This is a genomic window from Pseudomonas sp. HMSC066A08 (genome assembly GCF_001813025.1).
In the GTDB taxonomy this organism is placed as follows: Bacteria; Pseudomonadota; Gammaproteobacteria; order Pseudomonadales; family Pseudomonadaceae; genus Pseudomonas; species Pseudomonas aeruginosa.
Map to the genome: position 1 here is coordinate 313,902 of NZ_KV811305.1, position 19,753 is coordinate 333,654.

Genomic DNA, 19,753 nt, shown 5'->3' on the forward strand with positions numbered 1-19,753 from the left:
GCTCAGAAGCGGTAGCGCTGCTCCTGCAACGCCTGGTACAGCTCCGCGTCCAGCGGCTGGTAGCCGGCGCTGCCGGGCAACCTGACGAAGAGTTTGTCGCTGACCCGCGCGGGATCGTAGGCGTCGCGCTTGAGGTCGGTCTTCTTGTACTTGAAGGTGCCGGTGGTCTCGACTTCGCGCAGCAGGCGCAGGAACACCGGTGTGGCATAGGCCGGCAACTCGCGGTCGAGGTGCGCGGCGAGGGCGTCGCGGTCCAGTTCGACGCCATCGGCCAGGCGCAGCGCGGCCATCCCGCAGCGGCCGTTGGTGCCGGGAATCTCCACGCCGTAGACCACCGCATCCTCGACCCCGTCGAAGGCGCCGAGGGCGTTTTCCACCTCGGTGGTGGAAACGTTCTCGCCCTTCCAGCGGAAGGTGTCGCCGAGACGGTCGACGAACTGGGTGTGCTTGAAACCGATATCGCGCATCAGGTCGCCGGTGTTGAACCAGGCGTCGCCCTTCTTGAACACGTCGCGGAGGATCACCGCTTCGCTCTTGGCCGGATCGGTGTAGCCGTCGAACGGCCACTTCGCACTGATCTCGCTGATCAGCAGGCCGACCTCGCCCTTGCCGACCTTCTCCATGAAGCCCTTGGCGTCGCGCACCGGGCGGTCGTTCTCCAGGTCGTAGCGGACGATGGCGTAGGTGGCTGGGGAGAAGCCCACCGTATTGTCGAAATTGAATACGTTGGTGAAGCCGATGTTGCCTTCGCTGGAAGCGTAGAACTCGGTGATCCGCTGGATCTCGAAGCGTTGCTTGAACTCGGCCCAGATCGACGGGCGCAGGCCGTTGCCGATCATGCAGGTCAGGCTATTGCCGCGTTCCTCGGCGCACGGCGGCTGGTTCAGCAGGTAGCGGCAGAGCTCGCCGATGTAGCCGAAGCAGGTCGCCCGGTAGTGTTGCACGTCCTTCCAGAAACCGCTGGCGGAGAACTTGCGGCGCAGGGCCATGGCCGCGCCGCCGGCGAGCGCCGCGCTCCAGCAGACGGTCACGGCGTTGTTGTGGTAGCAGGGCAGGGTCAGGTAGAGCACGTCGTCGCGGCCCAGGCCCAGGCCGGAATGGCCGAAGCCGCCGTAGGCCTTGATCCACTTGCCGTGGCTCATGATCGAGGCTTTCGGCAGGCCGGTGGTGCCGGAGGTGTAGATGTAGAAGCAGGAGTCCTTGAGCCGCACCCTGCCGGTGTCCTCGAGGTTCTCCGAGGTCTGCCCCTGGGCCAGGCGCATCAGGTTGCGCCAGCCCATCGGCGGCGAGCCGGGATCGCCGAGGGTGTCGCCGTCATCGACCCAGTAGCAATGGCCGGCGTTGCCGAGCACCTCCTGACGGACTTCCTCGAACACCTCCCGCAACTCTTCGCCGACCACGAAGTGGCCGGGCTTCACCAGGTTCAGGCTGTGCACCAGGACCTTGCCGCGCTGGGTGGTGTTGACCAGTGCGCCGATGGCGCCGAGCTTGGCCAGGGCGGCGAGGATCGCCAGCAGCTCGACGCGGTTCTCCAGCATCACCGCGACCACGCTGCCGTGGCCTACGCCCTCGGCCTTGAAGGCGCGCGCCAGGCGATTGGCCCAGCCGTTGAACAGGGCGTAGCTGATCCGCCGCTGGCCGTCGAGCACCGCCGGGTTGTCCGGGTACAGGCGTGCCGCGCGCTCCAGCGCCCAGCCCAGGGACAGGCTCTTCTCGCGGTTACGGATCGCGGTGTAGTACAGGCCGCGCAGCATGCGCGGCACGCGGCCGAAGGTGGCAGGCAGGCGGGCAACGAAACGGTTGAAAGTGATCAGGTCGGCGTGGGTCATGGCTCTCGCGCTTGTCGTTGTTGTGCGGGGCGTAGGACGCTCCCGCGACTCTAGACCGCAGCCGCCGCCTCGGCTATGACCGTTGCGCGGTCGCCCCGGGGCACTTCGGCAAATAGCCCGGAAGCCCGCCGCAGAGCGCCGCGCGCCTTTCGTCGGAGACCTCAGTCGAGGAACAGGTCGGGCACCAGCGCGCCACCCTCCGGGTCGTAGCGGTACTGTTCGAAATCGCTCTGGCCGCGCTCGCGCAGCAATTCCTCGTCGACCAGCAGGCGCCCGCTGAGGCTGCGCCCCTCGCTGGTGAGAATGGCGTGCGCGGCGTCGGCCATGATCGCCGGGGTGCGCGCACGGCGGAAGGCGTCACGGCTGCCCAGCTCGAACTCGATGGCGGCGGTGGCGATCATGGTCTTCGGCCACAGCGCGTTGACGCTGATGGCGTATTTCCCGAACTCCTCGTGCATCCCCAGGGTAAGCATGCTCATGCCGTACTTGGTGACCGTGTAGGGGCCGTGCTGGGCGAACCACCTGCCGGCCAGGTTGATCGGTGGCGACAGGCTGAGGATGTGGCCGTTGGCACTCCTGCGCAGGTAGGGCAGGGCGGCCTGGCTGCAGACCAGCACTGCGCGGGTGTTGATCTGGTACATCAGGTCGAAGCGCTTGGGCTCCAGCTTCTCCACCCCGACCAGGCGGATCGCCCCGGCGTTGTTGACCAGCGCGTCGATCCCGCCGAAGCGTTCGGCGGCGCGGGCCATGGCCGCCGCCACGGCCTGCTCGTCGCGCACGTCGAGTTGCAGCGGCAGGGCCTGGCCGCCGGCGGCCTCGACCTCGGCGGCGACGCTGAAGATGGTGCCTTCCAGCTTGGGATGCGGCTCGGCGCTCTTCGCCGCGATCACCAGGTTGGCGCCATCGCGCGCGGCGCGCAGGGCTATCTCCCGGCCGATGCCGCGGCTGGCGCCGGTGATGAACAGGGTCTTGCCGTGCAGTGACATGGGCGTCTCCGTTTTCTTGTCGTTGTCGTTGCGGATGAGCGGCGGGTTGTCTCAGGCGTCGGCTTCCACCTCGACCAGCACCTGCCGGTTGCGCACCTGCTCGCCACGGCCGACCTGGACGCGGCGGACCACGCCGTCGACTCCGGCCTTCAGCGGGTGTTCCATCTTCATTGCCTCCAGCACCAGCAGCAGTTGGCCCTTGCCGACCCGTTCGCCCTCGCCGACCAGCACCTCGACGATGGCGCCGTCCATCGGCGCCTTGACCGTGCCGGAACTGGCGCCGACCTGGGCGCTGGCGCCGGCGTGGGTGACGTCGAGCAGTTCGAGGTTGCCGCCGTGGCCGTACAGCCAGAGGCGCCCGCCGTCCAGGCGGTAGGCGTGGCGACGGCGAATGCCGTCGAGTTCGGCGCTGGCCCAGCGTCCGTCGCAGTCGAGCAGGCGCACGGCGATCTCGCGTCGCTCCAGGCGCGCCAGCAGTCGCGGCCGACGACCGCTTTCGAGGACGTCCAGGCCGATCTCCAGGCGCTGTTCGGCGTGCTTCAGGACGATCTTCCACGGCGCCCCGGCGGCGCTGCGCCAGCCGGCCAGGCCGGGCTGGTGCGCGCTGGCCTCGGCGCCGGCCTGGTAGAGCAGGGCGGCGGCCAGGGCCAGTTCCTCGGCGCCCGGCTGGCGCGGTTGCAGGCTGGGGTCATCGGCGAAGCGTTCGCCGATGAAGGCGGTGGTCGCCTCGCCGGCGGCGAAGTCCGGATGCGCCAGGAGGTTGGCGAGGAACCGCTGGTTGCCGTCGACCCCCAGCAGCACGCAGCGCTCCAGCGCGCGGATCAGTTTGCGCCGGGCTTCGTCGCGGGTCGCTCCGTAGGCGATCAGCTTGGCCAGCATCGGGTCGTAGAAGGGCGTCACCGCCTGCCCCTCGACCAGGCCATGGTCGATGCGTACGCCGGGCAGCAGTTCCGGGTCCCAGCGCAGCACCGTGCCGGTCTGCGGCAGGAAGCCGCGACCGGCGTCCTCGGCGTAGAGGCGGACCTCGATGGCATGCCCGCGCAGTTCCACCTGCTCCTGCCGCAGCGGCAGCGGATGGCCCTCGGCGACGCGGATCTGCCAGGCCACCAGGTCCTGGCCGGTGACCAGTTCGGTGACCGGGTGTTCGACCTGCAGGCGGGTATTCATCTCCAGGAAGTAGAAGCGGCCATCCTCGCCGAGAAGAAACTCGACGGTGCCGGCGCCCACGTAGTTGACCGAAGCCGCGGCCTTCACCGCCGCCTCGCCCATGGCGCGACGCAGGTCGGCATCGAGCACCGGGCAGGGGGCCTCCTCGATGACCTTCTGGTGGCGGCGCTGCACCGAGCAGTCGCGTTCGCCGAGGTAGAGCAGGTTGCCGTGGCGGTCGCCGAACACCTGGATCTCCACGTGGCGCGGGCGCAGCACGGCCTTCTCCAGGATCAGTTCGGCGCTGCCGAAGGCGCCCAGCGCTTCCGAGCGCGCGGTGCGCAACTGGTCCAGCAGTTGGTCGGGTTCCTCCACCAGGCGCATGCCGCGGCCGCCGCCGCCGGCACTGGCCTTGATCATCAGCGGGTAGCCGATGCGTTCGGCCTCGCGCCGCAGGGTCGCGTCGTCCTGTTCGGCCCCTTCGTAGCCGGGGATGCACGGCACCCCGGCGGCGAGCATGGCGATCTTCGACAGGCGCTTGCTGCCCATCAGGTGGATGGCCTCCGCATCCGGGCCGATGAAGACGATCCCGGCGGCTTCGCAGGCACGGGCGAACTCGGCGTTCTCGGAGAGGAAGCCGTAGCCGGGGTGGATCGCCTCGGCGCCGCTGCGACGGGCGGCGTCGAGGATCGCCTCGAGGTTCAGGTAGGACTGAGCCACCGGTGCCGGGCCGATGCACACGGCTTCGTCGGCCAGTTGCACATGGCGGGCGTCGGCGTCTGCCTCGCTGTACACGGCGACGCTGCGGTAGCCCAGTTCATGGGCGGTGCGCAGCACCCGGCAGGCGATTTCACCGCGGTTGGCGACGAGGATCTTGTTGAAGCTGGGCATGTCGTTCGGCTCCTGCAGGCAATTGCCCTGTTTCGCGGTGGTGGCTCACTGGGCCCAGACCGGTTTGCGTTTTTGTACGAAGGCCAGGGTGCCTTCGCTGCCTTCGGCGCTACCCACCGCTTCGGCGAACTGGCGCGCCGCATCGTCCAGCAGGGCTCCGAGTTCGCCGCTTTCGCTGGCCAGCAGCAGGGCCTTGGTGGCGGCGTTGGCGTTCGGCGCGCAGCGGCGCAGTTGCTCGAGGGTTTCCTCCAGGCGCTGTTCGAGGGCGTCGGCATCGGCCTCGCAGAAATGCACCAGGCCCAGGCGCAGCGCCTCGCGGCCGTCGAAGCGGGCGGCGGTGAGGGCCAGGCGGCGGGCCTGGGTCAGGCCGATGCGGCGGACCACGAAAGGCGCGATCTGCGCCGGGAGAATGCCGAGGCTGGTTTCCGGCAGGCCGAATTGCGCATCGGCGGCGGCGATCGCTACGTCCGACACGCAGGCCAGGCCGAAACCGCCGCCGAGCACCGCGCCTTCCACCAGCGCCACCAGCAGTTGCGGGGCGGCCTGGGCTTCCTCCAGCAGGCTGCCGAAGGCGCGGTTCAGCGTGCGGTAGGCTTCCGCCCCGGCGGCGCGGGCACCGGCCATGTCCTTGATGTCGCCGCCGGCGCAGAAGTGCCCGTCGGCGCCGCGCAGCACCAGCGCCCGCACGCTACGGTCGTCGCGCACGGCGGCGAGCACCGCGCGCAGTTCGCCGACCATCGCCAGGCTCATGGCGTTGCGGCTTTGCGGGCGGTTCAGGGTGATCCGCAGGACGCCCTCGACGGGTTCCAGCAGCAGGGTCTCGCAATGCGGTAGGCTCATGCCGGTTTCCTCCTGGAACGTCAGCCTTTCTTCTTGCCCGGCAGGATGCCCATCAGCTTGCAGATGATGCCGAGCATGATCTCGTCGGCACCGCCGCCGATGGACACCAGGCGGGTGTCGCGGTAGGCGCGGGAGACCGGGTTGTCCCACATGAAGCCCATGCCGCCCCAGTACTGCAGGCAGGCGTCGCTGACCTCGCGGCCGAGGCGGCCGGCCTTGAGCTTGGCCATGGAAGCCAGGCGCGTCACGTCCCTGCCTTTCACGTACAGCTCGGTGGCCTGGTAGACCAGGGCGCGCAGCGCCTCGACCTCGGTCATCATCTCGGCCATGCGGAAGTGGATGACCTGGTTGTCGATCAGCGGCTGGCCGAAGGTCCTGCGCTCCTTGCAATACTCGATGGTGACGTCGATGCAGTGCTCCAGGCCCTTGATCATGTTGGCCGCGCCGAACAGCCGTTCTTCCTGGAACTGCAGCATCTGCATCATGAAGCCGGCGCCTTCCGCGCCGATGCGGTTGCGCTGCGGTACGCGGACGTTGTCGAAGAACACCTGGGCGGTCTCCGAACTGCGCATGCCGAGCTTGTCCAGGTGCGGACTGAGGGTAATGCCCGGGGTCTTCATCGGGACCACGATCAGCGACTTGTTGACGTGCGGCTTGTCGTCGGAGGTATTGGCGAGCAGGCACATGAAGTCGGCCGACGGCGAGTTGGTGATCCACATCTTGCTGCCGTTGATCACATAGTCGTCGCCGTCCTTGCGCGCGGTGGTCTTCAGGCCGGCGACGTCGGAGCCGGCGCCGACCTCGGAGACGCCGATGCAGCCGACCATCTCGCCGGCGATGGCCGGGCGGAGGAACTCCTCGCGCAACTCGTCGGAACCGAAGCGGGCCAGGGCCGGGGTGCACATGTCGGTCTGCACGCCGATGGCCATCGGGATGCCGCCGCAGGTGATGCTGCCGAATTCCTCGGCGGCGACGATCGAGTAGCTGTAGTCCAGGCCCATGCCGCCGAACTTCTCCGGCTTGGAGATGCCCAGCAGGCCGAGTTCCCCGGCCTTGCGGAAGATCTCGTGGATCGGGAAGCGGCCGTCCTTTTCCCACTGGTCGACGTTGGGGTTGATTTCCCGCTCGACGAAGCTGCGAACGGTGCGGCGGAGTTCCTCGTGTTCCTGGGTGAAGATCATGGGTTGTCTTTCCTCCTGGGCATCATTGTTTTCCGGCAGGATCCGCTTGCTCTCTCCCAACCTTCTTCCTTCAGGGAGCGCGCGGGGAGAGGGGCTGTCGCCGGCTCGCCTGTTTCAGTCAGAACCTCGCGACCCCGAAGCTGTTGCCCTTCAGCGGCCGCGCCTCGGCTTCCGCGCAGATATCCAGCAGGTAGCCGAGCAGCCTGCGGCTGTCGCGCGGGTCGACCAGGCCGTCGTCCCACAGGCTGGCGGTGCCGTAGAGCGCGGTGGACTGGCTGTCGAGCTTCTGCGCGGTGACGGTTTCCAGCATGTCGAGCATCTTCGGATCGGCTTCCTTGCCTTCCTTGGCGTGTTTCTCCTCGGTGACGATGCGCAGCACCTTGCCGGCCTGGGCGCCGCCCATCACCGCGGTGCGACTGTTCGGCCAGGCGAAGATGAAGCGCGGGTCGAGGCCGCGTCCGCACATCGCGTAGTTGCCGGCGCCGTAGGAGCCGCCGACCACCAGGGTCAGCTTGGGCACGCGGGCGTTGGCCACCGCCTGGATCATCTTCGAGCCGTGCTTGATCACGCCCTGGCGCTCCGACTCCGTGCCGACCATGAAGCCGGTGGTGTTGTGCAGGAACAGCAGCGGCGTGTTGCTCTGTTCGCAGAGCTGGATGAACTGCGCCGCCTTGGCCGCGCCCTGCGGGGTGATCGGTCCGTTATTGCCGATCAGGCCGCAGGCGTGGCCCTCGATGCGCAGGTGGCCGCAGACGGTCTGGCCGTCGAACTCGTTCTTGAAGTCGAGGAACTCGGAGCCGTCGGCGATGCGCGCGACGATCTCGCGGACGTCGTAGGGCTTCTTCGGGTCGGCCGGAACCACCCCGAGCAGCTCCTCCACCGGGTACAGCGGTTCGCGCCAGGAACGCGCCGGGCGCGCCGGCAGTTGTGCGTTCCACGGCAACATGCCGACGATCTCGCGGGCCAGGCGCACGCCGTCGGCGTCGTTTTCCGCCAGGTATTCCGCGGTGCCGGCGACCTGCGCGTGCAGTTCGGCTCCGCCGAGCTCCTCGTCGCTGGCGATCTCGCCGGTGGCGGCCTTGAGCAGCGGCGGCCCGGCGAGGAACATCTTGGCCTTGCCGCGCACCACCACCACGTAGTCCGACAGCCCCGGCTGGTAGGCGCCGCCGGCGGTGCTGGAACCATGCACCACGGTGACCTGGGGAATGCCCATGGCGGAGATCCGCGCCTGGTTGGCGAAGCCGCGCGCACCTTCGACGAAGATCTCCGCCGCATAGTTGAGGTTGGCGCCGCCGCTTTCGGTGAGGGTCACCACCGGCAGCTTGTTCTCCATGGCGATCTGCTGCAGGCGCAGGGTCTTCTTCAGCCCGGTCGGGGAGATGGTGCCGCCCTTGATCGCGCTGTTGCTGGCACTGACCAGGCAGCGCACCCCGGCGATGTAGCCGATCCCGGCGATGATCCCGCCGCCGGCCTGGGTACCGTCCTTGTCGTCGTGCAGCTTGTAGCCGGCCAGCGAGGACAGTTCGAGGAACGGCGCGCCCGGGTCGAGCAGCAGCGCCAGGCGTTCGCGCGGCAGCAGTTGGCCGCGTTTCTCGAACTTCGGCCTGGCCTCGGCGGCCTTGTCCAGGACCTTCTGCTCCAATTCGCGGAAGCCGGCCACGGCGGCGAGCATGGCCTCGCGGTTGCGGGCGAAGTCCTCTCCGTTGACGTCGAGTTCCGACTGGATCGCGGGCATGTCAGTCCTCCTGGTCCTTCAGTACGTCGGGCAGGTAGGCGCGGTGGAAGCCGTTGTACGCGCGGCTCTGTCCCGGCTTGCCCTTGAATAGCGGGAAGGCGCGGCTGCCCTGGCTGGCGGCGCCGTCGATGCGGATCGTGTTGCCGCTGACGAAGGCGGCGCCGGGGGAGAGCAGGAAGACGATGGCGGCGGCGACTTCCGACTCGCTGCCGATGCGCTTGAGCGGCACGTGCTCGCGCAGGGTCGGGATCACCGCCTTGAACGCGCCTTCGTAGGTATCCATGCCGCTGGACGCGATCCAGCCCGGCGCCACCGCGTTGACCCGCACGCCGGCATGGCCCCACTCGACGGCGGCGGTCCTGGTGAAATTCTCCATGCCGGAGCGTGCGGCGCCGGAGTGACCCATGCCGGGCATGCCACCCCACATGTCGGCGAGCATGTTGACGATGCTGCCGCCGGTCTTGCTCATCGACTGGTTGAACACTTCGCGGGCGACCAGGAAGCCGCCGACCAGGTTGGTGCGGAGCACGGTCTCGAAGCCCTTCTGGCTGATCGAGGCGAGGGGCGAGGGATACTGGCCGCCGGCGTTGTTGACCAGGTGATGGATGGTCCCGCGTTCGGCCAGGATATTCGCCACCAGCGTCTTCACCGCCTCCTCCTCGCGGATGTCGCAGGCGTGCCAGCTGACGCTGCCGCCGTCCTCGACGATCTCGCCGGCGGTCTTCTCCAGCTTTTCCGCCTTGCGTCCGACCAGCACCACGTGGGCGCCGAGGGCCGCCAGCTCGTGGGCGGTGCAGCGGCCGATGCCGCTGCCGCCGCCGGTGACGATGATGGTCTGGCCGTCGAACAGACCAGGTCGGAAGATCGAGTTGTAGCTCATTGTTCTGGTGACTCCGATGAATCCCGTAGAGGGGCAGCGGAACGCCGCATTCGCCGTTCCTGGTTGTGGTTATCTGCCTTGCGTTTCCAGCGCGTCGGCGAGCGCCTGCGGCACCGCCACCGGGAACTCCAGCATCTGCTGGGCAAAGGCCTTGCCCTGCGGGTCGATGCGCAGGCTGGCGACGCCGCCGCCGCCGAGGGCGTTCTCCAGCAGGAAGTTCAGGCTGTGGCTGCCCGGCAGGTACCAGCGGCCGACCCGGCCGGTCTGCGGGTCGAGCACATGCTGCATCCAGTCCACCACTGCGCCTTCCTCCAGTGCCTCGGCGATCCACGGCAGGTACTCCGGGCGCCGCGCCATGACCCCGATGTTGCTGTGGTTGCCCTTGTCGCCGGAGCGCGCCACCGCCAGCTTCACCAGCGGCACGCTGGCGCTGGCGGGCTGCCCCGGGCGTGGCGGCTGGCGCGCCTCGGCCAATCGTGCAGGGTCGAAGGCTTCGAGGACCGGCAGTTCCAGCGGATGGCGCTGGCCGTCGATCTCTACGCTCAACGCGCATTGCGCCTTGTCGATCAGGAAAGAGAACAGGCGGATCACCGGATACACCGTCGGCCGGCCGCCGACGATGCCGGTCAGGCCGGGCGCCATCCCGGTGGCGGCCTGGGCGATCTCGCGGGAGAACAGCACCAGGGCTTCCTTGCGCGGATGCCGGACGGCCAGCTTGACCACCACTTCGCGGCTGTCCTGCCGACGCCCATGGGGGCCATAGGTGGCTTCGCTGCCGAGCAGTTCGACGTTGACCTCGCGGTAGGGCTCCCAGCCGCGCTCGGCGAAGATTTCCTCGGTCCTGGCGATGATCGCCTGGCTGACCCGCTCGGCCTTCCTCAGCGCATCGATGCCGGCGATCAGGCAACTGGCGGTGCAGCGGAAACCGTCCGGATAGGTGGCGCTGACCTTGTACCGGTCGGTGGGCGGCAGGCCGCGCGCGCCTTCCACCGCGACCCGGTCGGGTCCGACCTGGCGCAGGCGCACCTCGGTGAAGTCGCAGACCACGTCGGGCAGCAGGTAGGCGCGGGGGTCGCCGATCTCGTAGAGCATCTGTTCGCCGACGCTCAGTTCGCTGACCAGGCCGCCGGTGCCGGGCGCCTTGGTCACCACGAAGCGCCCGTCGGCCTCGACCTCGACGATGGGGAAGCCGATGTGCTCGTAGTCCGGCACCTGCTCCCAGTCGGTGAAATTGCCGCCGGTGCACTGCGCGCCGCATTCGACGATGTGCCCGGCGAGGGCGGCCTGGGCCAGTCGGTCGTAGTCGTCCCAGGCCCAGCCGAACTCGTGCACCAGGGCGGCGCTGACCACCGCGCTGTCGACCACCCGGCCGCTGATCACGATGTCCGCGCCCAGGCGCAGGGCCTCGACGATGCCCGGTGCGCCGAGGTAGGCGTTGAGCGAGACGCACATCGGCGGGAAAGGCGCGTCGCTGAACATCTCGCGGATGCCGGCCTTGGCCAGTTCGGCCTGGCGCGCTTGCAGGTTGTCGCCATGCAGCACGGCGATCTTCAGCTGCACCCCGGCCTTCTCGCAGGCCGCGGCGAGGGCGGCGGCACAGGCCTGCGGATTGACCCCGCCAGCGTTGCTGATGACGCGGATCTTCTTCTCGGCGATCTCGCCCAGCAGCGGTGCGAGGACCTCGACGAAGTCGGTGGCGTAGCCGGCGTCCGGCTGTTTCAGGCGGGCGCCGGCCATGATCGACATGGTGACCTCGGCCAGGTAGTCGAACACCAGGTAGTCCAGCGGCGCGCCGCGTACCAGTTGCGCGGCCGCGGTACAGGTGTCGCCCCAGAAGGCCGAGGCGCAGCCGATGCGTACGGTCTTTTGCATTGTTCTTGACCCGTGACGGCGGAAGTGTGGGGCGACATTACCAAGCAAGCGCTTGGTTGAGAAGAGGGTGGAAACAAATCCGTTCGCGGCTGTTACCCAAGCGCTTGCTCGGTCGTCTTCGCAGGCATACATTTCATGAATGCCGACAAGCACTTGCGGGGCAATCCCGAGGCCGGTCGGCAAATACGGAGCGGCCGGGCGCGCGGATGAGCGGCACCGAGCCGCCGACGATCCGGAAAAGGGGTACTCAGCGTTGGACGATCAGAAAGCCCGGGAAGTGATGCTGGAGCTGGTGGCCACCGGACAGCTCACCGATCCGGAAAGCGCCCGCGGCAAGCTGCTGCAGACCGCCGCCCACCTGTTCCGCAGCAGAGGCTACGAACGCACCACGGTGCGCGACCTGGCCAGCGCGGTGGGCATCCAGTCGGGCAGCATCTTCCATCACTTCAAGAGCAAGGATGAGATCCTGCGCTCGGTGATGGAGGAGACCATCCTCTACAACACCGCGCTGATGCGCGCCGCCCTGGCCGATGCCGAGGACCTGCGCGAGCGGGTGCTGGGACTGATCCGCTGCGAGCTGCAATCGATCATGGGCGGCACCGGCGAGGCGATGGCGGTGCTGGTCTACGAGTGGCGCTCGCTGTCCACCGAAGGCCAGGAGTACATCCTCGGCCTGCGCGACATCTACGAGCAGATGTGGCTGGACGTGCTCGGGGAGGCGCGGCTGGCCGGCTACTGCCAGGGCGATCCGTTCATCCTGCGGCGCTTCCTCACCGGCGCGCTGTCCTGGACCACCACCTGGTTCCGTCCGGAAGGACCGATGAGTCTCGACCAGCTCGCCGAGGAAGCCCTGGCGCTGGTGATCAAGGACGCCTGATCACTCGGAGATCAGGCGGAACGGGTAGCTCAGCAGGAGGAAGTGCAGGGTGTTGATCGAGGCGTGCAGCAGCACCGCCAGGGACAGCCGCCCGCTGAAGTGCAGGACCATGCCGTAGCCCAGCCCGGCGATCCCGGCCAGCAGCGCGTACACCGGGTTCACCAGCAGGTGCAGCGCGGCGTAGGCGAGGGTCGCGACGATGATTCCCGGCCAGGCGCCGAACCAGCGGATCAACTGGCTTTGCAGCAGGCCGCGGAAGAAAGCCTCCTCGGCCAGGGAGACCACCCCGACGTTCAGTACCAGCCACCACCAGAAGGCATCCGGCCACTTCGGCTGCCAGCTCGCGGCATTGGTCATGATCGACAGCAGCGGCACCACGAAGAAGGTCAGGCAGAAGGCCAGCGCGGTGATATCCAGCGACACCAGCGGTTGCTTCGGCCGGCGCAGCCACCAGGCGAGCAGGGTAAGGGCGACCAGGGCCTTGTCCCAGGGCAGCCAGATCATCTGGATCGGCGGGCTGGCGCTGGCCAGGTCCCAGGGGAACAGGCGCAGGGGAATGAAGCCGGGCAGGTAGTGGATGGCGATCAGGGCGCTGGCGGCGAGGCTCACCGGCCACCAGAGCAGGGTCGGCAGCCAGCGTTCGGCGTAGGTCACCCAGATGATGTAGAGCAGGACGATGACCGCCGTCAGCAGCGCGACGTGCCCGGTGAAGAAGCCCCCGAGCAGGAACAGAATGGGTAGAAGCGGTATCAGACGCCCGAGCATGCAGCCTCCCGTTTAAAGGAGGGATTCTAAAGGCATTTCGACCCGCGGATGGGAAAAGCTCAAGGAACGGTCCTTCTGCCAGAGGGAAACACACGGGGAACGAACCCCAGGTTGCGCAGGAAAAACCACGCGCGGCCCGCATGACTCCGCTCCGCGAGCCTTCGCCTCGCCGGTTTTCGCCCGCCGGGGTTTTCCTTCGAGACCTAGTGACCCGCCGGCAGGCCAATAGGTTCAGCGGTCCTTCGCCTCCTGCGCGTCCAGCTCGGCGTTGCGTTCATGGATGCGTTTGAGCTGTTCCTCGCTCAACGGCAGCTTCTTCGCCGAGTCGCGCAGCAGCAGGAGTCCGCCGACGATGGAGCCCAAGGCGAGGACGATGATCAACCAGGCGTACCAGGGCATGTTGTTCTCCCTCATCGATATGAATGTTCACCATACGCCGGGTTTGCCTTTCTGTCAGACAACGCTCCGGCGCAAGGTCCTGTGGTTGAGACTCCCGGCGGCGCTCGGAAGTTGCGGGCGGAGAAAGCGCTGAGCCTGGCCGGCGTGATGCCTGTCACATGTTGGCAATCTGACATTGCTTAACTGGCGGGTATCCCTTCATTGCCCCGTCCGGGCCTGCCAGCGAGAGGTTGCCGATGTCTCCGAGCGCGTTGTCCCGTCTGTTGCGCCCGGTGGAACCCCTGACTCCGGCGATGAGCATCAGCGACGTCGCCGACCGCCTGCTGATGCCGGAGCACCGTGCCTTCCTCTCGCTGCCGGTGGTCGACGACGAGCGTCGGGTTCTCGGCCTGGTCAGCCGCTACACCCTACAGGATATCTTCATGCAGCGTTTCGGCCGCGACCTCTGGGGCCGCCATCCGGTGCGCGACGTCATGAACCGGGCGCCCCTCAGCGTCTCCCTCGGCGCCAGCCTGGAAGAGGCGGCGCAGCAGGTCACCGGTCGCCTGCAGTATCCGATCACCGAGGACTTCGCCCTGGTCGACGAAGAGGGCCGCTATCGTGGCCTGGGCACCGTGCTCGACCTGCTGAAGGCCATGGAGGTGCGCATCGCCCAGCGCAACCGGGTGCTGCGCAAGGCGCTGGTGGACCTCAAGGAGTCCCAGGCGCAACTGGTGCAGTCGGAAAAGATGGCTTCGCTCGGGCAGATGGTGGCCGGGGTCGCACACGAGCTGAACACGCCGCTCGGCTACGTCGGCAACAACCTGGCGCTGCTGGAGGAGCTGAGCGATCCCTTGTTGCGCCTGGCCGATGCCCAGGCGGCGCTGGTCGACTGCCTGGGGGACCCGCAGTGCGACGAAGCGCGCCTGGCGCAGGCGCTGCAGGCGGCCGACGCGGTGCGCCGCGAAGCCGCCGTCGAACAGTTGCGCGAGGACCTGCGGCAGTTGTTCGCCGATACCCGCTACGGCCTCGGCCAGATCGGCGAGCTGGTTTCCGGGCTCAAGGACTTCGCCCGCCTGGACCGCGCCTTCAGCGAGGAGGTCGACCTCAACGACTGCGTGCGCAACGCCGTGCTGATCGCCCGCACCGCCATCAAGGACAAGGCCGAGATCAGCAGCCAGCTCGGCGAGTTGCCGCTTATCGCCTGCGCGCCGTCGCAGATCAACCAGGTGCTGCTGAACCTGCTGACCAACGCTGCGCAGGCCATGGAGCGTTTCGGCCGCATCCTGCTGAAGAGCTGGGCCGACGAGCGCCAGGTGTTCCTCTCCGTGCAGGACAACGGCAAGGGCATGCCCGCCGAGGTCCTCGGGCGGATCTTCGACCCGTTCTTCACCACCAAGCCGGTGGGGCACGGCACCGGGCTCGGCCTGTCGATCAGCTACAAGATCATCCAGCAACATGGCGGGACCATCCGCGTGGCCTCCGAACCGGGCCGCGGAACCCGCTTCCTCATCAGCCTGCCGCGAGAGCAGGCCCGCGAACTGAAACGGAGCGCCTGACATGAGCCCATCTCCCGTCCGCATCCTCTTCGTCGATGACGAGGAGCGCATCCTGCGCAGCCTGGCCATGCAGTTCCGCCGCCATTACGAGGTGCTCACCGAGAGCGACCCGCGACGCGCCCTGGAGCGCCTGAAGACGGAGCGCATACAGGTGCTGGTCAGTGACCAGCGCATGCCGCAGATGAGCGGCGCCGAACTGCTGGCGCAGGCTCGCGAGCGCTATCCGGAGACCCTGCGGATTCTCCTCACCGGCTATTCCGACCTCGATGCCGCCGTCGATGCGCTCAACGACGGCGGCATCTTTCGCTACCTGACCAAGCCCTGGAATCCCCAGGAAATGGCCTTCACCCTGCGCCAGGCGGCGGAGATCGCCAGCCGCCAGGGCCTGCCGGCGCCGCCCTCGGCCACGCTGGCGGCGCCGCTGAGCGTGCTGCTGCTCGACGAGGACCCGGAAACCCTGGACTGCGTCGGTGCCTTCTGCCATGCCGGCGGGCATCGCCTGCTGCGCGCGCGCAACCTGGCCGAGGCGCTGGTGTGGCTGAACACCGAACCGGTGGAGGTGCTGGTCAGCGACCTGAAGCTGGCCGGGGAGCATACCGCGCCGCTGCTGAAATCCCTGGCCCAGGCCCATCCGCGCCTGCTCAGCCTGGTGGTTACGCCGTTCCGCGACACCCAGGCCCTGCTCGAACTGATCAACCAGGCACAGATATTCCGCTACCTGCCCAAGCCGATCCGCAGGGGATTGTTCGAGAAAGGCCTGAAGGCGGCCGCCGAGCAGGCCTTGCTGTGGCGCGGGCGAAGCCTGCCGGAGGTCGACCGGCTGGCCGAGGTGCCGCGCGACGAGCGCGAGAAGGAACGGGTCGGCAGCCTGCTCGGCATGCTTGGCCGCCTGCGCGAGCGGCTGACGGCCTGAACGCCGGCCTAGCCGGCGTCGCAACCGGCGGCCTTGGCCTGGCGGCTTTCCACCAGGCGTGCGCGGAGTACGTCGTAGCTCCAGTTGAAGGCCATGGTGTAGGGCAGGAAGAACAGGATCAGGCCCATGTCGAGGAGGAACGCCTCGACCAGTCCGATCGACAGCCACCAGGCGGCCAGCGGTACCAGCACCACGATCAGGCCCAGCTCGAAGAGCATCGCATGCAGCACCCGGACCTGCAGGGTGCGCTGGAAGCCCATGCGCCGCTGGGCGCGGTCGAAGAGGCTGTTGAAGAGCATGTTCCAGAGCATCGCCACGGTGGAGAACATCAGCGTCAGCGCACCCATGTGCGCCAGGGGCTTGTTCATCACCAGCGACAGCACCGGCGCGGTGAGAAGGACGGCCAGGCCCTCGAAGGCCAGGGCGTGGAAGATCCGCTCCTTGAGAGTCTTGTCGAGGGCGGTGTGGGTGTGGGTCATGGCGAACGCTCCCGGTTCGTCGTTGAAGTCGGGCTGTATTGTCATCGGTCTTTGGGATAGGGTTAAGTTGGATACCATCGGAAAAACCGATATGCATTTGTCGCCCGAATCCCTCGAGGCCTTCGTCCAGGCCGTTTCCCTCGGTTCCTTCAGCGCCGCCGCGCGCAAGCTGGGCAAGAGCCAGTCGACCGTCAGCGAGGCCATTGCCCGGCTGGAGATCGACCTCGGCCTGGAACTCTTCGACCGCAGTGGCCGCCAGCCGCAACTGACCGAGGCCGGACGCACGCTGCTGGGACGGGTCGAGGAGGTCCTCGGCGCATCCGACCGCCTGCGTCGGGTCGCCGCACTGCTCGCCGGCGGCTCGGAGCCACGGGTGACCCTGGCGCTATCCGACACCTACCATTCGGCGCGCTACGAGGCGCGCCTGGCCGAACTGGACGAGCGTTACCCTGAGCTTGAGTTCGAATGCCTGATCGCCGAGGACCAGGACGTGATCGCCCAGGTCAGCCGCGGCCGCGCCACCCTCGGCCTGCTCGCCGCGCAGCCGCACTACCCGCCGGAGCTGGGCGTGGCGGCGGTCGCCGAGCGTGCCGAGTTCGGCCTGTTCGCCGCCGTCGACCATCCGCTGGCGGGCCTGGAGCGGGTCAGCGAGCGCGACCTTTCCGAATGGCGTCTGCTGCGCCTGAACACCTATAGCGAGACCGGCGCGGCGATCAACGACGGCCTGCCGTCCAGCGGCGGGCGCTGCTGGTCGGCGCCCAACTACCTGTTGCTGCTGGAAATGGCCACCCACGGCTTCGGTTGGGCCGAGCTGCCGCGCTGGCTGGTCAGCGGCTACGCCAACGGACGGCTGAAGGAGTTGCCGGTGTCCGGCTGGCCGCGCAGCCAGGCGGTGGATGTGGTCTGGTCGCGGCAGCGGCCGTTGGGACCGGCGGCCAACTGGTTGCTGGACCGCTTGCTGGATCGCGACCTGCCTATCTAGGGAGGGGCCGGCTGAGCCCTGGTTCAGCCGGCGAAGCCGCCGGCGGCGAGGAAGGCGAGTTCCTCGGCGCTGGACGGGCGACCGAGGATCGGATTGCGATGGGGGAAGCGCCCGAAGCGGCGGATGATCTCGCGATGCTCACGAGCGTGGGCGAGAAAGGGCTGGCCGAGTCCCTGGTTCAGCGTTACCGAGCGATCCTGGTCGGCAAGGTTCTCGGCATGGGCGAACGGCAGGTAGAAGAACAGCCGCAGCGCGTCCTCGACCTGGTGGTCTAGGCCTTGTTCCAGTGCCCGCTCCGCCCGGCGCCGCGCTTGGGCGTCGCTGGCGTACATGCGCGGGGTGCCGCGGAAGGCGTTGCGCGGGTACTGGTCGAGCAGCAACAGCAGGCCGAGATGGTCCTCGGCTTCACCGGCAGCCGGGCGCAGCGCGTTGGCGCAGGCTAGCTCGTAGAGATGGGCGAAGCGCTCGCGGAAGCGCCGGTCGAAATCGGCGTTCCTGGCGAACCAGAGGGCAGGGCCGGCATTGCGCCAGAAACCGACCACTTCCGGCAGCGGGGACGCGCTGGGAGGAGGCAAAAGCGCTGCATGGGGCATCTGCGGATCCTGGGAGTAGAGTAGGGACTCCAGGCTATTGGTCCGGGTTCTTTGGATAAACGTGGGTGGCATGGATAGACTGTCCAGCCATCCCGAATAGAGAGAAGGGGCCTGCCCATGGATCGTCTGGACAGCATGCGCGTGTTCCTGCGCGTTGCCGAAACCGGCAGCTTCACCAAGGCCGCGGACCTGCTGGACATGCCGCGGGCGACGGTCTCGGCGGCGGTCCAGCAGCTCGAAGCGCAACTCGGCAGCCGGCTGCTGCATCGCACCACCCGGCAGGTCCAGTTGACCCACGACGGCAGCGTGGTGCTGGAGCGTTGCCGCCACTTGCTGGAAGACATGGAGGAGCTGGAGAGCCTGTTCCACGACGGCAGCCGTGCCAGCGGCCGGCTCAAGGTCGACGTGCCGAGCCGGGTGGCGCGACTGCTGATCGCCCCGGCGCTGCCGGAATTCTTCCGCCAGCATCCGGACATCGAACTGGAGCTGGGCTCCAGCGACCGTTCGGTGGACCTGGTGCAGGAGGGCGTCGACTGCGTCCTGCGGGTCGGCCAGTTGGGCAACAGCAGCCTGGTGGCGCGACGCCTCGGCGAGCTGCAACTGATCAATTGCGCCAGTCCCGCCTACCTGGAAGAGCATGGCGAGCCACGGACGCCAGCCGACCTCGACCGGCACTGGGCGGTCAACTATGCCTCGCCCAGCAGCGGCCGGGTGTTGCCCTGGGAGTACCGCGAGGATGGGCGCACCATGACCCGCGCGCTGCGCAGCCGGGTCACGGTGAACAACGCGGAAAGCTACATCGCCTGCTGCCTGTCCGGACTGGGCCTGATCCAGATCCCTGCCTACGACGTGCGCGAGCACCTCCAACGCGGCGAGCTGTGCGAGGTGCTGCCGCAGTGGCGGGCCGAAGCGATGCCGGCGTACGCCCTGTATCCGCACCGGCGGCATCTGTCGCGACGGGTCAGGGCATTCGTCGACTGGCTGGAGCAACTGCTCCGCGCCCGCCTCTAGTCCGCGACGTTCATCTCCCCGGCGCGTTCCGGGCTACGGCAAACGGCCGGATTCTGCGACAATGCGCGCCGTTTTCGATTCGCCGCGAGAGAGCCCATGTCCGCCTGCCAGTCCCCCATCATCGTCGCCCTGGATTTCCCCACCCGTGAGGCCGCCTTGGCGCTGGCCGATCAGTTGGACCCGAAACTGTGCCGGGTGAAGGTCGGCAAGGAACTCTTCACCAGTTGTGCCGCGGGTATAGTCGAGACCTTGCGCGGCAAGGGCTTCGAGGTGTTCCTCGACCTGAAATTCCACGACATCCCGAACACCACGGCGATGGCGGTGAAGGCCGCCGCCGAGATGGGCGTGTGGATGGTCAATGTGCACTGCTCCGGCGGCCTGCGCATGATGGCCGCCTGCCGCGAGACGCTGGAGGCCTTCAGCGGGTCCAGGCCGTTGCTCATCGGCGTGACCGTGCTGACCAGCATGGAGCGCGAGGACCTGGCGGGCATCGGCCTCGACATCGAGCCCCAGGAGCAGGTACTGCGCCTCGCCGCCCTGGCGCAGAAGGCCGGCATGGACGGCCTGGTCTGCTCGGCCCAGGAAGCGCCGGCGCTGAAGGCTGCCCATCCGGGCCTGCAACTGGTCACGCCGGGCATCCGCCCGGCCGGCAGCGCCCAGGACGACCAGCGGCGCATCCTCACCCCGCGTCAGGCCCTGGACGCCGGCTCCGACTACCTGGTGATCGGCCGGCCGATCAGCCAGGCCGCCGACCCGGCCAAGGCGCTGGCGGCGATCGTCGCCGAGCTGGGCTGAGGCGGCTTCCCCCACGCCTGCCGTCGGCGACTGTCGCGCGC

The 19,753-nt window shown here is 68.2% G+C and carries 18 protein-coding genes; 6 read left to right on the plus strand and 12 right to left on the minus strand.

Translation table 11 applies throughout. The features are described from left to right. Positions 1 to 2 precede the first annotated feature (2 nt). The 8 genes from HMPREF2886_RS17715 to HMPREF2886_RS17750 form a co-directional block, all read right to left on the minus strand. The gene (locus HMPREF2886_RS17715; RefSeq protein ID WP_003138713.1) at positions 3 to 1,829 is read right to left on the minus strand and encodes a long-chain-acyl-CoA synthetase; all 1,827 of its coding nucleotides are present in this window, start codon (positions 1,827 to 1,829) and stop codon (positions 3 to 5) included. A 161-nt stretch (positions 1,830 to 1,990) separates the two neighbouring features. Continuing rightward, complete coding sequence (locus tag HMPREF2886_RS17720; RefSeq protein WP_003101741.1) at positions 1,991 to 2,815, minus strand: SDR family oxidoreductase; 825 nt, start codon at positions 2,813 to 2,815, stop codon at positions 1,991 to 1,993. Between the two features lie 51 nt (positions 2,816 to 2,866). Next, positions 2,867 to 4,852 (minus strand): geranyl-CoA carboxylase subunit apha, encoded by a 1,986-nt coding sequence (gene atuF / locus HMPREF2886_RS17725; protein WP_033976038.1) that lies wholly within the window; start codon positions 4,850 to 4,852, stop codon positions 2,867 to 2,869. A 45-nt stretch (positions 4,853 to 4,897) separates the two neighbouring features. Further along, positions 4,898 to 5,692 (minus strand): isohexenylglutaconyl-CoA hydratase, encoded by a 795-nt coding sequence (atuE, locus tag HMPREF2886_RS17730; RefSeq protein ID WP_033970350.1) that lies wholly within the window; start codon positions 5,690 to 5,692, stop codon positions 4,898 to 4,900. A 20-nt stretch (positions 5,693 to 5,712) separates the two neighbouring features. Then, the gene (atuD, locus tag HMPREF2886_RS17735; RefSeq protein ID WP_003101733.1) at positions 5,713 to 6,873 is read right to left on the minus strand and encodes a citronellyl-CoA dehydrogenase; all 1,161 of its coding nucleotides are present in this window, start codon (positions 6,871 to 6,873) and stop codon (positions 5,713 to 5,715) included. 118 nt (positions 6,874 to 6,991) lie between these two features. Further along, a complete protein-coding gene (gene atuC / locus HMPREF2886_RS17740) occupies positions 6,992 to 8,608 on the minus strand; it encodes a geranyl-CoA carboxylase subunit beta (protein WP_003090993.1) in 1,617 nt (538 codons plus the stop codon). Between the two features lies 1 nt (position 8,609). Further along, the gene (locus tag HMPREF2886_RS17745) at positions 8,610 to 9,488 is read right to left on the minus strand and encodes an SDR family oxidoreductase (protein ID WP_031629417.1); all 879 of its coding nucleotides are present in this window, start codon (positions 9,486 to 9,488) and stop codon (positions 8,610 to 8,612) included. A gap of 69 nt (positions 9,489 to 9,557) precedes the next feature. Continuing rightward, the gene (locus HMPREF2886_RS17750) at positions 9,558 to 11,360 is read right to left on the minus strand and encodes an acyclic terpene utilization AtuA family protein (protein ID WP_070747965.1); all 1,803 of its coding nucleotides are present in this window, start codon (positions 11,358 to 11,360) and stop codon (positions 9,558 to 9,560) included. A gap of 253 nt (positions 11,361 to 11,613) precedes the next feature. Between HMPREF2886_RS17750 and atuR the strand changes: the two genes are divergently transcribed. Then, a complete protein-coding gene (atuR, locus tag HMPREF2886_RS17755) occupies positions 11,614 to 12,237 on the plus strand; it encodes an atu genes transcriptional repressor AtuR (protein ID WP_033976042.1) in 624 nt (207 codons plus the stop codon). Here the strand turns inward: atuR and HMPREF2886_RS17760 are convergent, their stop codons facing one another. Together HMPREF2886_RS17760 and HMPREF2886_RS17765 are read right to left on the minus strand one after the other, a co-directional pair. Next, positions 12,238 to 13,002, minus strand: a complete 765-nt coding sequence (locus HMPREF2886_RS17760) for a CPBP family intramembrane glutamic endopeptidase (RefSeq protein WP_033970340.1) — start codon at positions 13,000 to 13,002, stop codon at positions 12,238 to 12,240. A gap of 231 nt (positions 13,003 to 13,233) precedes the next feature. Further along, complete coding sequence (locus HMPREF2886_RS17765) at positions 13,234 to 13,401, minus strand: DUF2897 family protein (protein WP_003090984.1); 168 nt, start codon at positions 13,399 to 13,401, stop codon at positions 13,234 to 13,236. Positions 13,402 to 13,637: 236 nt separating this feature from the next. Between HMPREF2886_RS17765 and HMPREF2886_RS17770 the strand changes: the two genes are divergently transcribed. Together HMPREF2886_RS17770 and HMPREF2886_RS17775 are read left to right on the plus strand one after the other, a co-directional pair. After that, positions 13,638 to 14,939, plus strand: a complete 1,302-nt coding sequence (locus HMPREF2886_RS17770) for a sensor histidine kinase (protein WP_033970339.1) — start codon at positions 13,638 to 13,640, stop codon at positions 14,937 to 14,939. Position 14,940: 1 nt separating this feature from the next. Continuing rightward, positions 14,941 to 15,852: a response regulator gene (locus tag HMPREF2886_RS17775; protein ID WP_039027660.1), complete on the plus strand. Its 912-nt coding sequence runs from the start codon at positions 14,941 to 14,943 to the stop codon at positions 15,850 to 15,852. Positions 15,853 to 15,860: 8 nt separating this feature from the next. Here HMPREF2886_RS17775 and HMPREF2886_RS17780 read toward each other — a convergent pair whose 3' ends face one another. Beyond that, positions 15,861 to 16,331 carry a multidrug/biocide efflux PACE transporter gene (locus HMPREF2886_RS17780; protein WP_003101714.1) on the minus strand — a complete coding sequence of 157 codons (471 nt, stop codon included), beginning with the start codon at positions 16,329 to 16,331 and terminating at the stop codon, positions 15,861 to 15,863. A gap of 91 nt (positions 16,332 to 16,422) precedes the next feature. On the opposite strand from HMPREF2886_RS17780, the gene HMPREF2886_RS17785 reads away from it, so the two are divergent. Continuing rightward, complete coding sequence (locus HMPREF2886_RS17785; RefSeq protein WP_003090978.1) at positions 16,423 to 17,313, plus strand: LysR family transcriptional regulator; 891 nt, start codon at positions 16,423 to 16,425, stop codon at positions 17,311 to 17,313. A 23-nt stretch (positions 17,314 to 17,336) separates the two neighbouring features. Here HMPREF2886_RS17785 and HMPREF2886_RS17790 read toward each other — a convergent pair whose 3' ends face one another. Beyond that, entirely contained in the window at positions 17,337 to 17,978 is a 642-nt protein-coding gene (locus tag HMPREF2886_RS17790; RefSeq protein ID WP_083318570.1) for a DUF924 family protein, read from the minus strand. 45 nt (positions 17,979 to 18,023) lie between these two features. Between HMPREF2886_RS17790 and HMPREF2886_RS17795 the strand changes: the two genes are divergently transcribed. Both HMPREF2886_RS17795 and pyrF read left to right on the plus strand, forming a co-directional pair. Continuing rightward, complete coding sequence (locus HMPREF2886_RS17795) at positions 18,024 to 18,917, plus strand: LysR family transcriptional regulator (protein WP_033970335.1); 894 nt, start codon at positions 18,024 to 18,026, stop codon at positions 18,915 to 18,917. Between the two features lie 96 nt (positions 18,918 to 19,013). Further along, complete coding sequence (gene pyrF / locus HMPREF2886_RS17800; RefSeq protein WP_033970333.1) at positions 19,014 to 19,712, plus strand: orotidine-5'-phosphate decarboxylase; 699 nt, start codon at positions 19,014 to 19,016, stop codon at positions 19,710 to 19,712. Positions 19,713 to 19,753: the final 41 nt, after the last annotated feature.

Coding starts and splice junctions, on each gene's coding strand:
- atuE (WP_033970350.1), bottom strand. CDS start 5,692: ATGAGCCTACCGCATTGCGAGACCCTGCTGCTGGAACCCGTCGAGGGC.
- HMPREF2886_RS17745 (WP_031629417.1), bottom strand. CDS start 9,488: ATGAGCTACAACTCGATCTTCCGACCTGGTCTGTTCGACGGCCAGACC.
- HMPREF2886_RS17715 (WP_003138713.1), bottom strand. CDS start 1,829: ATGACCCACGCCGACCTGATCACTTTCAACCGTTTCGTTGCCCGCCTG.
- HMPREF2886_RS17765 (WP_003090984.1), bottom strand. CDS start 13,401: ATGCCCTGGTACGCCTGGTTGATCATCGTCCTCGCCTTGGGCTCCATC.
- HMPREF2886_RS17775 (WP_039027660.1), top strand. CDS start 14,941: ATGAGCCCATCTCCCGTCCGCATCCTCTTCGTCGATGACGAGGAGCGC.
- atuF (WP_033976038.1), bottom strand. CDS start 4,852: ATGCCCAGCTTCAACAAGATCCTCGTCGCCAACCGCGGTGAAATCGCC.
- HMPREF2886_RS17720 (WP_003101741.1), bottom strand. CDS start 2,815: ATGTCACTGCACGGCAAGACCCTGTTCATCACCGGCGCCAGCCGCGGC.
- atuC (WP_003090993.1), bottom strand. CDS start 8,608: ATGCCCGCGATCCAGTCGGAACTCGACGTCAACGGAGAGGACTTCGCC.
- HMPREF2886_RS17750 (WP_070747965.1), bottom strand. CDS start 11,360: ATGCAAAAGACCGTACGCATCGGCTGCGCCTCGGCCTTCTGGGGCGAC.
- HMPREF2886_RS17760 (WP_033970340.1), bottom strand. CDS start 13,002: ATGCTCGGGCGTCTGATACCGCTTCTACCCATTCTGTTCCTGCTCGGG.
- HMPREF2886_RS17790 (WP_083318570.1), bottom strand. CDS start 17,978: ATGCCACCCACGTTTATCCAAAGAACCCGGACCAATAGCCTGGAGTCC.
- HMPREF2886_RS17780 (WP_003101714.1), bottom strand. CDS start 16,331: ATGACCCACACCCACACCGCCCTCGACAAGACTCTCAAGGAGCGGATC.
- HMPREF2886_RS17770 (WP_033970339.1), top strand. CDS start 13,638: ATGTCTCCGAGCGCGTTGTCCCGTCTGTTGCGCCCGGTGGAACCCCTG.
- atuD (WP_003101733.1), bottom strand. CDS start 6,873: ATGATCTTCACCCAGGAACACGAGGAACTCCGCCGCACCGTTCGCAGC.
- HMPREF2886_RS17795 (WP_033970335.1), top strand. CDS start 18,024: ATGGATCGTCTGGACAGCATGCGCGTGTTCCTGCGCGTTGCCGAAACC.
- pyrF (WP_033970333.1), top strand. CDS start 19,014: ATGTCCGCCTGCCAGTCCCCCATCATCGTCGCCCTGGATTTCCCCACC.
- HMPREF2886_RS17785 (WP_003090978.1), top strand. CDS start 16,423: ATGCATTTGTCGCCCGAATCCCTCGAGGCCTTCGTCCAGGCCGTTTCC.